Source organism: Shewanella sp. UCD-FRSSP16_17 (assembly GCF_001675935.1).
Lineage (GTDB): Bacteria > Pseudomonadota > Gammaproteobacteria > Enterobacterales > Shewanellaceae > Shewanella > Shewanella japonica.
In genome coordinates this window covers 472,403-484,848 of the sequence record NZ_LZFV01000002.1, presented here as the reverse complement: position 1 = coordinate 484,848, position 12,446 = coordinate 472,403, and the positions used below count along the sequence as shown (strand labels likewise).

Genomic DNA, 12,446 nt, shown 5'->3' with positions numbered 1-12,446 from the left:
AAAATAATCGATATTTAATTATTGGCATAGCTTGTGCTCTATAAGCGTCATACATTCAACGATATCGTGAGTGACCGAAAAGCGGACAACCTTTGTGTCCATTTATTTTGCTAAGGTCACAGCAACGAATTTCAAGGAACTGAAATGATTAAAGATACAAGTGCTCAAGACACAGTGGTGACACCGACAATGGGTCGTAAGGTTCGCCTACCTATGGTGCTAGGACTTGCTGGATTACTAACGAGTGCCTTGGTATGGGCAAGCTTAGGTCACGATAGCAGTATTCGCTCTGTTGAGAGTAAAGACTTACGCATGGCGACGATCACTCGTGGCACCTTAGTCAGAGACATTGCGACCACAGGTAAAATCGTCGCCGCTAATGCCCCAGTGCTATACAGCACAGAGCAAGGTGTGGTCACTTTATTGAGTCAACCAGGTGATGAAGTAGAGCAAGGCCAAGTGGTTGCTCAAATTGATAGTCCAAAACTTCGCAGTCGTTTTCAGCAAGAACAATCGGTCTTTGCAGCAATGGAAAGTGATTTGGAACGTGCCAAGTTAGATGCACGACGCGAGCAACTTCGAGTTAGCCAAGTGCTTGATATGGCGAAAGTGGACTTAGAAGCGGCAGACAGAGAAAGTCGCCGAGGTGATCAACTGATTGAAAACAGCCTTATTAGCCGAATTGATTTTGAAAAAGGCAAAGATGAGCTGCATAAAGCCAACTTACTGCATCAACATGCATTACAAGAAGTTGATTTAATGAGAGATACGCTGACATTTGAATTGAAAAACCGTGCGCTAGAAGTCGACAGACAAGCCTTAGTGGTAACCGAGCTTGCCCGTCAAATTGCGGCATTGGATATTAAAGCACCAGTAAAAGGCATTATCGGTAATTGGCTGGTGGAACAAAAAGCCCGTATTGGAGCGAGCCAGCCAATGTTAACTGTGGTGGATTTAAGTGCTTTTGAAGCAGAACTTGCAGTACCGGAATCATATGCTGATGACTTAGGTATAGGAATGGATGTTGAACTGAGCTTTGGCAGCGTCACCGTAATGGGGCATTTATCGTCTATTTCACCTGAAGTCAGAAATCGTGAAGTAACAGCAAGAGTGCGCTTTGAAGCGATTGATAGTTTGTCATTGCGTCAAAACCAACGTTTATCAGCAAGAGTGTTACTTGAAAATCGTCCTAACGTATTGATGGTTAAACGAGGGGACTTTCTTAATCGAGGCGGTGCTACTGCTTTTGTCATGAATGACGACATGGTGCAAAGAACAGCAGTGACTTTAGGTGCACGAAGCATGAGTGAGATTGAAGTTATCGACGGCGCTAAAGAAGGTGATGTATGGGTTATTTCAGGCACCGAAACCTTCAAAAATGATACGCAAATTCAAATTAGATAATCACAGATAAGTGACTTGGACTGTACAAGTAAGGATCTCAGGATGAAATTATTACAAAGTAAACCAATGACAGGCTTTATTGCTCTGATGTTATTGAGCTTAGCGGTGAGTTATCGCATTGATGAAAGCTTCAATTGGTTGTCATTTAGTTTCCACATTATCGACTTAACGGATCAACTATCAGAGCAAGTGAGTTATGGTCTCACGAATGACATGGTAAAGATTTTATTTGAATTAGATTTTCCAACAGCACTGCAAATCATAGTGCATTTTTAAGCGCGAATTCACCGATTAATTGAATAAACAAAAATTGGCAAAACACAGAGCCAATAAGACAAGGACAGACTCATGTTATCAATGAAGAATATTAGCAAAGTATTTAAAACGGACTTAGTAGAAACCCACGCATTGCGTGACTTTAATCTTGAAGTGAAAGAAGGCGAATTTGTTGCAGTGACTGGTCCATCAGGTTCAGGTAAAACTACCTTTTTAAATATCGCAGGTTTGCTTGAAGGCTTTACATCGGGGGAGTTCAGTTTAGACGGTGAAAACGTGTCTAATTTGAGCGATAACCACAGTGCTAAAGTTAGAAATGAAAAAATAGGATTTATTTTTCAGGGCTTTAACTTAATTCCTGACTTGAATCTTGCTGAAAATGTTGAAGTGCCATTACGCTACCGTGGTTTTAATGCAGCTGAACGTCAACGCCGTGTGAAATCGGCACTCGAGCAAGTGGGTTTAGGCGCAAGAATGAAGCATTTACCGACGCAATTATCGGGCGGACAACAGCAACGTGTGGCCATCGCGAGAGCGTTAGCAGGCGAGCCACGTTTTTTGTTAGCAGATGAGCCAACAGGTAACTTAGACAGTTTAATGGCTAGGCAAGTGATGGAATTACTTGAAGATATTAATCAACAAGGTACCACCATCATTATGGTGACCCATGATGCAGAGTTAGCAAGACGAGCACAGCGTAATATTCAAATTGTAGACGGTCAGGTATGTGACTTTTCTATGTATCAAAAGGCTGACCAATCTGTTGTTGCTGATCTGCAGCAAGTTGCTAACGCCAGTCGCTAATTGAAGCAGGAGAGAAGCTTATGTTTTTTTATTATTGCGATCTTGCTTGGCGCAGCATCAAGAAAACCCCAATGTTATCCATGTTAATGGTGCTGGCCATTTCCATCGGCATTGGCATAACGATTACCACCTTGAACGTGTATAAAACGATGTCGCATAACCCTGCAGGTGATAAGAGTAGTCAGATAAATTCGATTCAGTTGTGGAGTCAAGGCCTGGATACCTGGGATGACTTTCATTCAAATCTTACTTACACCGACGTGATTAATCTGCGGAACAACAATCAGCTGGAATTAAAAGCAGCGTCGTATCGTACAGGTCTTGCAGTTCAATCTGAGAATCCTGATATTCAGCCGTCATTAAAAAGTGTGCGGATTACTGATCGTGACTTTTTTAACATTTTTGATGTGCCGTTTTTATATGGGCAACGCTGGGATAAAAGTGTCGATAGTCAGCCAGCTTATCAAGTGGTGATTGGAGAGACCCTTAATCAAACATTCTTTAATGGTAACAACAGCGTCGGTGAAACCTTGTATTTGAATCGTAAACCCTACCAGATCGTAGGGGTGATTAAAGATTGGAATCCTCAGCCTAAGTATTACGACCCGACCAATGGAGCATTTAATGATGCAGAAGAAATTTTCATTCCATTTTCACTAAATGAGCAAGAAGAGTTTGATGTGTGGGGAAACACCAGTGGCTGGCGTTTCGAGCCGATGCTTACTTACCAAGACCGATTAAACTCAGAAAAAACGTGGATCCAATTTTGGACATTTCTTGCAACAGATGATGACAAATCTGAGCTAGCGACTTGGCTTACTCATTACGTCGAGCAGCAACGCAATTTAGGGCGATTTACTGATACGGCAAAAAGTGCAGCCGAGGCGTTTCAAATTAGTGATGTTGCCTTATGGCTTGAAAATAATGATGTCGTGCCAAGAGATAACAAGATTCTCGTAGGATTAAGTGTGCTGTTTTTGAGTGTATGTTTGGTCAATATCCTTGGCTTATTACTGACTAAGTTTTTAAAACGTGCTCCCGAAGTCGGCGTTCGCCGCGCTATTGGAGCAAGTAGAGCGCAAATCTTTAGCCAATATATGGTTGAGGTTGGTTTGATTGGCTTTATTGGTGGAATTATCGGTTTGCTTTGGGCGTGGGGCGCATTGACTGTCCTTCATGCAGAATTCAACATGGAGCAAAGCGTTACAGGGCTTGATAGCAGCATGTGGATTATTACGCCATTAATTGCCATTTCTACCGCTGTATTAGCAGGGGTGTATCCAGCTTGGGTTGTGTGCCGCACTAAACCCAGTGTGTATTTAAAAGCTCAGTAGTAGAGAAGGAATTCAACATGTTACATATTAAGCCAATATTATCGAGTTTAATGCGCAGTAAAAGTGGGCCTGTGCTGTTGTTATTACAAATCGTGTTATCGGTCGCCATTGTTGCCAATGCGAGTTTTATTATCCATGAACGCTTAACCATGATGCAGCGTGATTCTGGTTTACTCGAGGAGCAAATTTTAACCTTTAACGTTTATAACTTTGACCCTGCAATTGATAATGTGCTGCAAAACGAAGTTGACCAGCAAATTTTACGTAGCTTGCCCAATGTCATAGAGGCAAGCTCAACTAACATGGTGCCACTGAGTGGCAGTGGTTGGATGGACCGCTATGTTGATAGTGCAGATGAAAATACAGCAGAAAGTATGCCTGGATTTGCTTTGTATTTAGGTAATGAGCACTTACTGAATGTTATGGGATCTAAACTGGTAGATGGGCGTAATTTTCGTCCTGAAGAAATTAATACTCAGTTAGATCAAAGTGGCATGCTCGCAATAGTCTCAAAACCTTTAGCTGAGGCGTTTTGGGGGGATGAGTCGCCTGTGGGTAAAACCATGTACCAAGGCAAACAGACGATCGAAATTATCGGCGTGGTGGATAAATTACAAGGCGCCTGGGTGAATCATGAAAACTTTGAATATAGTGTGATTCAAAATATTGATTTTGGCGGAGGGTTTAAAAACAAAACCTATATGGTGCGTGCGCTTCCTGAGCATATACCCGCTCTGGAAGAAGTGATAATAAAGGCATTTCATGCAGAAAACCCAAACCGTGTAATTGATGGCTTTTCATCACTAAGCGAGACCAAAAAAGGCGCTTATAACAATCATAGATTGATGGCGACATTATTAAGTATGATGGTGATATTGTTACTTTTGATTACCGCGCTCGGCTTAACGGGTATGGTCATGTTTAATATTCAGCGTCGCACGAAACAGATTGGAACTCGTCGCGCTTTAGGTGCTAAAAAGCGCGATATTGTTAATTACTTTATGGTTGAAAACTACCTTATTTGTATAGCGGGTGGACTGATTGGTGCCATGCTGGCATTGCAGTTAGGTCAACAATTAATGAGTTTGTATAATTTACCTATGCTGCCAGTCACTTATCCTATTGCAGCGGTGATAGGCTTATTGCTAGTGACCACATTAGCGGTAATGCTTCCAGCATTAAAGGCGGCTAAGATTTCTCCAGCGATGGCGACGCGCAGCGTTTAATTTGATGTCGCTAAATTAGACTGCTCGTATCTTGGTAAGATATAGGTTAGCGTATTAACTCGATAACTAAGTTACATAAATAAGCTCGATAAATAAGAATGATGGGAAGTATGGACAGTATTTTAGTCGTAGATGATAACAGTTCAATTTGCAGCGCATTAACGTTAATGTTGGACATTCATGGCTATAAAGCACTGAGCTGTGAAACGCCAGAACAAGCATTGGCTATTGTGGAAAAACAAGATATTAGCTTAGTGATTCAAGATATGAATTTCACCCGAGATACGACCTCGGGTGAAGAAGGCAAACAGTTGTTTTATACCTTAAGACAACAGCAGCCTAATCTGCCGATTATTTTGATGACAGCATGGACGCAACTTGAAACTGCAGTTGAATTAGTTAAAGCCGGCGCTGCAGATTACATGGGTAAACCATGGGATGATGCCAAGCTGCTCACGAGTATCAATAACTTACTGTCCATTTATCATCTTTCTAAACAAAATAAACAGCTTGCTAGAGTCGACTCAGAGCGCATGAGTGTGATTAATAACGCTGATTTATGCGGCATGGTGTTTGGTAGTGGAGCCATGCAGCGCTGCATAGACTTGGCCTTACAAGTGGCCAAATCAGACGTTTCGGTGATGATTACCGGGCCTAATGGCGCAGGTAAAGACAAAATTGCCGATATTGTTCAAGCCAACTCTTTATTAAATAAACAACCCTTTATAAAGGTTAATATTGGTGCATTACCAATGGACCTATTAGAGGCTGAACTATTTGGGGCTGAAGCAGGAGCGTTTACTGGTGCGAATAAAGTCAGAATAGGGCGTTTTGAAGCGGCAGATGGCGGCACTTTATTCTTAGATGAGATCGGTAATTTACCTTTATCCGGGCAAGTTAAGTTGTTACGAGTGCTGCAAACCGGCGAGTTTGAACGACTTGGCAGTCACCAAACTCGCAAAGTGAATGTGCGGGTTATCAGTGCGACGAATGCTGATTTAGCCGACGATATCGCCAAAGGGACTTTTCGTGAAGATTTGTTTTATCGACTCAATGTGATTGAGTTACCTTTGCCGCCATTGAATCAGCGTATTGATGATATTTTGCCGTTAGCGCAGCATTTTGTGGGTGATGGATTTACGTTTGAAAAAACCGCTCAACAGGCCTTGTTAGCCCATGCTTGGTCAGGCAATGTAAGAGAGTTAGAAAACGTGTGTAAAAGGGCGGTGCTACTTGCTACCAACGCTGTTTTAACGGTGGATGACTTGGGGCTATTACCTTCAACAAACTCATCGCTTTCCAATGTGAAAATAAGTGAACCTGTAACAACATCGACTTTTACACCTAAGCAAGGGGTACCATCACAGGAAAATGGTGAGCATACTCAGCAAGCACCTCAACAAGTGAGTGCCGCTCAAGTTGAGCCTGATAAACAACAGATTGAGCAGGCGTTGCAGCATCACAATGGTGTTATCGCCAGAGTGGCAAAATCCTTAGGGTTAAGTCGCCAAGCGCTATATCGCAGGATGGATAAGTATGGTTTATCCTCAAAATGATAATCCATAAGCGCTGATTGAGCGTGTTGATAAGCGCTGTGAACATCATAGAAAAGTAAAACGGATGAATAATAAGAGTGAACCGATAAAATGAGATACACGCTACAACTGCGCAGTAAGTTAGTACTTGGTAACGTGTTTTCCGTTGCGTTAAGCGGCTTATGCGGTTGGTGCGTGTGGTTTTTTCTTGGCAGTGAACATGTTTGGCTAGCGCTGCTAACGAGTTTGGGCTTGTGTTTTGTGTTAAGCATGTGGTTAACATCTGCACTCAATGACAGCCTGAAAGCATTAGAAGTGGGCTTACTTAATTTTAAAGATAATGAGTTTAGTGTGTCGTTGCATGGTTATGGAGAGCCTCAGTTAGATGCCATTGCTGAGCTTTATAATCAAGCATCCCAAAAGCTGCGAAACGAAAGGCAATTTATTTATCAGCGTGAATTAATGTTGGACAAAGTGATTCAAAACTCGCCCAATATTATGTTGTTAGTTGATGACAATCAAAGGATTATCTATGCAAATGACGCCGCTAGGCATTTATTTAATCAAGGCGTACGCATAGAAGGAATGCTGTTAAATGCACTTATCGCCGAGCTGCCGAGTGCATTAAAGCACGCATTGAATAGTCAGCATGAAGGATTGTTTTCAATTGATGTGAACAATGAGCAATTAACATCGGACGGCAGCGGTAATGAAGAGCTGGAAACCTGGCATATTTCTCGAGGCAGCTTTACTCAAAATAATCAACAGCATCATTTGATTCTACTAAAACAGTTAACTAAAGAGCTTAACCGTCAAGAAGTGGCTGTGTGGAAAAAAGTGATTCGAATTATCAGCCACGAGTTAAATAATTCTGTCGCGCCAATTGCGTCGATGGTTAACTCTGGGCGAGTGTTAACTAAAGATCTTGATAATGAAAAGCTGGCACTTATTTTTGATACCATCGAAAACAGAACCGCTCACCTAAGTCAGTTTATTTCTCATTATGCACAATTTGCTAAGTTACCTTTGCCACGTAAAACCACAGTAGATTGGTCGCAATTAGTCGATCAGTTAGCTGAGCAATACCCGTTTAAACTCACCTCTACTTTGCCAACGTTGAACATCGCGCTCGACAGTGTTCAACTTGAGCAAGTCCTGATTAATCTGCTAAAAAACGCCCATGAGTCAGGCTCAGATACACAGCATGTCACTTTGGATATCGATGAAATCACTCATCCTGTATCTGGTATTTTGATTGTAGTGGCAGATCAAGGTAGCGGTATGTCCAGCGAAGTGTTGTCTCAAGCCTTATTACCTTTTTATTCAACCAAACAATCAGGTACGGGGATCGGTTTGCCTCTGTGTCGCGAGATTATCGAAGCGCATGGCGGTCACATTACCATGCAAAACAAAGTTGAAGGCGGACTGAGCGTTAAATTATGGTTACCTAAAGAGTCATAGTAAGATTCATTTATGGCAGCTGTTAGTTAGACAGACTTCTGATCATGCCTTTTTTAAACCAATCTTGTAATGTCTGTAATACCACAGCGGGTGCGTTGTGTTCATCATACCAATTAAGCATCAACTCGCACTGTTGAGCGAAGTTATGACCAGCAATAAATCCGGTAAGCAGCGCGTGCTGGCTAACCGTTAAGGACTCAAATTGAGTTAGCCTTTCGCTATTTCGCCACAGTAACCAATGACGTTCTCGCTTGTAGTATGGTGCATCTGGATGGGTGTCGGCTTTTAATGCTTGCCAGCTTTCAACTGCGTTACTTTGGCAACTAAAAACTTGAACACTCGGATGAAAACGTAATTGGCAGTTTGGCCAATATTCAGGTGGTAAATGTTGTAACGCTTCAAAACCTATTCTGTTTGCATCTGCAGCATCAAAAGCAACCAGTAAGCGTCGCTCAAATTCTGCTATGTCAGCTAAAATGGGGTATTGGCTAAAAAATGCATCTTGGCGTAAATACTCAGTTAAGTTATTGCAAAAATGCCTTAATGAGCTGGTGGCTGATGGGTGTGTTTGAATGTACTCTTTCGATAACTTATCGAACAATTCATCACCTAAATATAACGCTAATATTTGATGGTCAGTTTCAAGTGTTTCAGTAAGGCGAGTACGATAAGCATTAGCGTAAATTTCCAAGCGATGTTGCGCTGAAATCCCCGTTTGTTGTGCCACTCTGTGAGTTATACTTTGCGGATGTTCAGGAGAGGCCTCAAAGAGCAGATACTGCATAAATTCTTGTTGAATTTTAGCTAGTTTACTCATACTGCAACCTTTCTTTTTGGCAATAACGATTGGGTCTGAAAGGCTGCTGTAGTATGAGAATCTAGCCCCATGGAGGTTAATGATGAACAAGCCAGTGCAGGATGACCAGGTAAAGTTAATTCAGCAATTTTTTGAGCTTCTAATAATTCTTGGTATAACACAGGAAAATCAGGAATATTGGCATCTCGCTCAATCATGGTACTTATTGGACCAAAGCGTTCAAGTGCGGCTTGATATAGTGTCCAGACACTCGGTGGGACTTCGTTGTCATGAGTATCAATCACATATTCGCCATGATCCGAATGGCCAGCCAAGTGAAATTGCTGCACTCGTCTAGGATCTATTTTATTTAAATAATCAAGCGGGTTAAAACAATGATTACGCGCACTGACATAGATATTGTTGATATCCAGCAATATTAAGCAGTCTGCTTCTTCTGCAACTTGAGATAAAAACTCCCATTCGTCTATCGTTGAGTCTTTATAGGATAAGTAACTAGAGACGTTCTCGAGTAATAAACGGCGACCTAAAAAGTCTTGCACGACGTTTATACGTTCAACCACGTGCTTTACGGTTTCTTCTGTATATGGCAAAGGTAATAAGTCATGGCTGTTAACACCATGAATTGAGGTCCAACAAATATGATCAGAAATCCACTTCGGATTAATGTCATTACTGAGTTTTTTGAGAGACTTGAGGTAATCCATGTCTAATGGATCTGTGCTGCCAATCGACATAGAAACACCATGCATCACGACAGGGTATTGCTCAGCGATCGCTTCAAGGTAATAACGAGGTTTACCCCCTGCAACCATGTAGTTTTCTGATAGGACTTCAAACCAATCTATGGCAGGTTGATGCTGCAAGATGTACTCAAAATGATCTGTACGAAGCCCTAAGCCAAAACCAATAAAGTCTTGCGTAATTTTCGAATCTGACATGGGCTTTCCTTAGGTTAATCATAACCTTCATGCTGGTGGAAGACGGATGTTGACTTGCTTGTTATCGAATGAATTTAAGCAAAATAAACGGCTTGGCAATAAGGAGATGAATCTTACCAAGCCATTATTACAACTCGTGATGTCGACTAAGCTTAAAAGTTGTTCAGGCTTGAACGTTAGCCGGTTTTACCGCCGATATCGGCGCATGATTTTGCGGTTGTATTCACAAAGCCTGTGCCTTTACAGCTTGCTTTACCGCCACAGGCATTGTCAGCACCTTTACAATCATTGTGTCCTTTACATACGTTAACACCGTAACAATGGACCAAATCAGCTTTGGTTATTTTACCAACCCAATCATCTTTTATTTTCCCGCCAACATCGCTACACGCTTTAGACGGCATAGCAACAAAACCTGTGCCTTCACAACTCGCTTGACCCTTACAAGCATTGTCAGCGGTACCGCAGTCATTGTGTCCTTTACAGATGTTGACGTCATAACAATGGACTAAGTCAGTTTCACCCGCTGTAACCGGAGAGGTATCTGATTCGCCTGCCACGACTTGACCAGATAACCCAGCCATTGCCATTGCTAGCGCTGCACCTGATAGTGCGGTTTGTGCTTTAGTATTCATGATATTTCCTTGCATTAACTCATCAGTACAAATTGAGACTTTGATGAGCTAGTGTTTTGCTAATGAGTAAGATCGTAGACACTTCCATGCCTTCCTTTGACTATCTTCCTACTTGTTAAACGATACTATCCGCGGTTATCTGTCTTAATAGCAGGTAGTTATATTGACCGTGGTGGCGTTACAGATATTTCATAAAAATTAATTTTTTATCGAAGAAATCAGGTAAATGACAAGAAAGGATTTTCGTTATAGTTTGATTTTAAATAACTTTTTATTAACACTTGTTGGTTAACTTTTTCAACTAATGAAGCCCAATTATTAGGGCCTGTTGATCTTTGCTGGTTAAGTTTTGTTCGAAATAAAAGCGTTTTAATTGAGGCGGATGGATTGATGCCTAGTCATCTAAGCACTTCTTTTTTAAAAAGATGCATCCAACAAAGAGTAAAACGCTTTTACTCGACCCCTTTGGGCAGCGTTTGTTGGCCATTTTTACTGCGTTATTGACTTTTTATGTAGAATAACTACACCACAAAGTCTCTTCCTTGTATAAATGGCCAACAATTCGCTGCAAAAATAACCTTGAAAGATCAACAGGCCCTAGAATCTTAGCTAATGAATATCCAATTAAGCCGTCATTATGGTTAGGAGAGCTCCAATATTGGCCTTAGACCTATTTGTTGTTGGATTAACTGATGAGATTAATTGAAGTCGCTGCGATGAGCTGAAATGGGTTTTTATACGTATAAAAAAATGTTTTACTATCCGCTCATTGATTACTGCAAGCTAGGAAGCACCATGCAAACATTACTTATTTGTCTTTTTATCGCCTTATTATTGCCATATTTTGCTAAAGGCCCCGTTGCTGTTGCGATGGCTAAACTAGGTGGGTATGACAATGCACATCCTCGCGCGCAGCAATCCCAGCTAACAGGACTCGGTGCTAGGGCGCTTGCAGGGCACCAAAATGCATTTGAATCACTCATTGTGTTTGGCATTTGTTGTCTAACGGCAATTGCTACAGACAATGTTAATTCGACAGTGAGCACGTTAGCCATAGTACATGTGGTCGCAAGAGCGGCCTATCACATCTTATATATCAAAGGTTTATCGACCCTTAGATCGCTTTCTTGGTTTGTGGCTATTTTCAGTTCGTTCGGAATTTTTTGGCAGGCGTTTTAGTTGGCACTAAATTCAATTTAGATTAGGTTAGCGGATTAATATCGCCAATATTTCAAGTTAAAACAACTTACTTAATTGAACTGATTCAGGTGGCAATGTACTGGTTTTATTCTCGCTAAAATGATCTCCGTCATCTATTGCTAAGAAAGCACATTATCAAATTTTTACAGCAATTTAGTTAAGCCTAGTTGTTTGCACTTTATCAATATCGGCAGCCCAGATAGTGGTTAGTTAAAAACGAAAAAGCCGTCAACATTATTGACGGCAAATACTGCAATGGGGCGGTGGCTTTATTCGTATTCAGAAGAGTAGGTTTCAGAATAAGAATGAGAATATAACTCGAATAAAGTACCGAATGGATCTTCTAAATAAACCATTTTATAAGGCTTGCTGTCATCTTCTGGGTGATATCGCATGGTTTCCATTCGAGTCTTGCCACCATATTGTCTTACGCGTTCAATGACACCTTCAAAATCATCTGTTTCCAGAGAATAATGAAATAAACCAATTTTTGAGAAGTCGACATGATGACGCTCTTCTCTGTCTTTCATTTCAAATAGTTCGAAACCTACTCCGTCAGTGGTTACCAGGTGGGCAATATTAAAGCCTTTAAACCCTTCGCCAAATACAGCGATACACATAGCTCCAATGGCGGTTTCTTTTTCTTCGATGACAGCAGATTTTCCCATTACGACTTTTAGTCCCAATGCTTTGGTATAAAACTCAATCGCTTTATCCATGTCGCTGACCATAATACCTACATGACTCATCTTCATTTGCTTCACCTTAATAATGTTTGGTTCGTTTTGATGAGTGAAGTATATGGCGATATCG

General features: G+C 41.3%; 12 protein-coding genes. 8 read left to right on the top strand and 4 right to left on the bottom strand.

Annotated features, from left to right (window positions below; translation table 11 throughout):
• Positions 1–144 precede the first annotated feature (144 nt).
• The 7 genes from A9267_RS06960 to A9267_RS06930 all read left to right on the top strand — a co-directional run bounded on the left by A9267_RS06960 (position 145) and on the right by A9267_RS06930 (position 8,040).
• A complete protein-coding gene (locus A9267_RS06960) occupies positions 145–1,404 on the top strand; it encodes an efflux RND transporter periplasmic adaptor subunit (protein ID WP_065108683.1) in 1,260 nt (419 codons plus the stop codon).
• A gap of 42 nt (positions 1,405–1,446) precedes the next feature.
• The gene (locus A9267_RS06955) at positions 1,447–1,680 is read left to right on the top strand and encodes a hypothetical protein (protein ID WP_055023657.1); all 234 of its coding nucleotides are present in this window, start codon (positions 1,447–1,449) and stop codon (positions 1,678–1,680) included.
• Between the two features lie 72 nt (positions 1,681–1,752).
• On the top strand, positions 1,753–2,484 hold the full coding sequence (locus A9267_RS06950; protein ID WP_055023658.1) for an ABC transporter ATP-binding protein: 732 nt from the start codon (positions 1,753–1,755) through the stop codon (positions 2,482–2,484).
• A gap of 20 nt (positions 2,485–2,504) precedes the next feature.
• Positions 2,505–3,818: an ABC transporter permease gene (locus tag A9267_RS06945; protein WP_055023659.1), complete on the top strand. Its 1,314-nt coding sequence runs from the start codon at positions 2,505–2,507 to the stop codon at positions 3,816–3,818.
• 17 nt (positions 3,819–3,835) lie between these two features.
• Positions 3,836–5,044, top strand: coding sequence for an ABC transporter permease (locus tag A9267_RS06940; protein WP_055023660.1), 1,209 nt, complete (start codon positions 3,836–3,838; stop codon positions 5,042–5,044).
• Positions 5,045–5,154: 110 nt separating this feature from the next.
• Complete coding sequence (locus tag A9267_RS06935; RefSeq protein WP_065108682.1) at positions 5,155–6,600, top strand: sigma-54-dependent transcriptional regulator; 1,446 nt, start codon at positions 5,155–5,157, stop codon at positions 6,598–6,600.
• Positions 6,601–6,690: 90 nt separating this feature from the next.
• On the top strand, positions 6,691–8,040 hold the full coding sequence (locus A9267_RS06930; RefSeq protein ID WP_065108681.1) for an ATP-binding protein: 1,350 nt from the start codon (positions 6,691–6,693) through the stop codon (positions 8,038–8,040).
• A 22-nt stretch (positions 8,041–8,062) separates the two neighbouring features.
• Here the strand turns inward: A9267_RS06930 and A9267_RS06925 are convergent, their stop codons facing one another.
• The 3 genes from A9267_RS06925 to bufA2 form a co-directional block, all read right to left on the bottom strand.
• Complete coding sequence (locus A9267_RS06925; RefSeq protein ID WP_065108680.1) at positions 8,063–8,857, bottom strand: HvfC/BufC N-terminal domain-containing protein; 795 nt, start codon at positions 8,855–8,857, stop codon at positions 8,063–8,065.
• Positions 8,854–9,798 carry an MNIO family bufferin maturase gene (bufB, locus tag A9267_RS06920; RefSeq protein ID WP_082972238.1) on the bottom strand — a complete coding sequence of 315 codons (945 nt, stop codon included), beginning with the start codon at positions 9,796–9,798 and terminating at the stop codon, positions 8,854–8,856. Before bufB ends, A9267_RS06925 begins: the two co-directional genes overlap by 4 nt.
• 176 nt (positions 9,799–9,974) lie before the next feature.
• Positions 9,975–10,433 (bottom strand): BufA2 family periplasmic bufferin-type metallophore, encoded by a 459-nt coding sequence (gene bufA2, locus A9267_RS06915; protein ID WP_065108679.1) that lies wholly within the window; start codon positions 10,431–10,433, stop codon positions 9,975–9,977.
• 795 nt (positions 10,434–11,228) lie between these two features.
• On the opposite strand from bufA2, the gene A9267_RS06910 reads away from it, so the two are divergent.
• On the top strand, positions 11,229–11,612 hold the full coding sequence (locus A9267_RS06910; protein ID WP_055023665.1) for an MAPEG family protein: 384 nt from the start codon (positions 11,229–11,231) through the stop codon (positions 11,610–11,612).
• A gap of 290 nt (positions 11,613–11,902) precedes the next feature.
• Here A9267_RS06910 and A9267_RS06905 read toward each other — a convergent pair whose 3' ends face one another.
• Positions 11,903–12,388 (bottom strand): VOC family protein, encoded by a 486-nt coding sequence (locus tag A9267_RS06905; protein WP_055023666.1) that lies wholly within the window; start codon positions 12,386–12,388, stop codon positions 11,903–11,905.
• Between the last annotated feature and the right edge of the window lie 58 nt (positions 12,389–12,446).

What these genes read in the sequence shown, in the direction of transcription:
- A9267_RS06930 (WP_065108681.1), top strand. Translation starts at nt 6,691, where the DNA reads ATGAGATACACGCTACAACTGCGCAGTAAGTTAGTACTTGGTAACGTG.
- bufB (WP_082972238.1), bottom strand. Translation starts at nt 9,798, where the DNA reads ATGTCAGATTCGAAAATTACGCAAGACTTTATTGGTTTTGGCTTAGGG.
- A9267_RS06905 (WP_055023666.1), bottom strand. Translation starts at nt 12,388, where the DNA reads ATGAAGATGAGTCATGTAGGTATTATGGTCAGCGACATGGATAAAGCG.
- A9267_RS06925 (WP_065108680.1), bottom strand. Translation starts at nt 8,857, where the DNA reads ATGAGTAAACTAGCTAAAATTCAACAAGAATTTATGCAGTATCTGCTC.
- bufA2 (WP_065108679.1), bottom strand. Translation starts at nt 10,433, where the DNA reads ATGAATACTAAAGCACAAACCGCACTATCAGGTGCAGCGCTAGCAATG.
- A9267_RS06945 (WP_055023659.1), top strand. Translation starts at nt 2,505, where the DNA reads ATGTTTTTTTATTATTGCGATCTTGCTTGGCGCAGCATCAAGAAAACC.
- A9267_RS06935 (WP_065108682.1), top strand. Translation starts at nt 5,155, where the DNA reads ATGGACAGTATTTTAGTCGTAGATGATAACAGTTCAATTTGCAGCGCA.
- A9267_RS06960 (WP_065108683.1), top strand. Translation starts at nt 145, where the DNA reads ATGATTAAAGATACAAGTGCTCAAGACACAGTGGTGACACCGACAATG.
- A9267_RS06955 (WP_055023657.1), top strand. Translation starts at nt 1,447, where the DNA reads ATGAAATTATTACAAAGTAAACCAATGACAGGCTTTATTGCTCTGATG.
- A9267_RS06910 (WP_055023665.1), top strand. Translation starts at nt 11,229, where the DNA reads ATGCAAACATTACTTATTTGTCTTTTTATCGCCTTATTATTGCCATAT.
- A9267_RS06950 (WP_055023658.1), top strand. Translation starts at nt 1,753, where the DNA reads ATGTTATCAATGAAGAATATTAGCAAAGTATTTAAAACGGACTTAGTA.
- A9267_RS06940 (WP_055023660.1), top strand. Translation starts at nt 3,836, where the DNA reads ATGTTACATATTAAGCCAATATTATCGAGTTTAATGCGCAGTAAAAGT.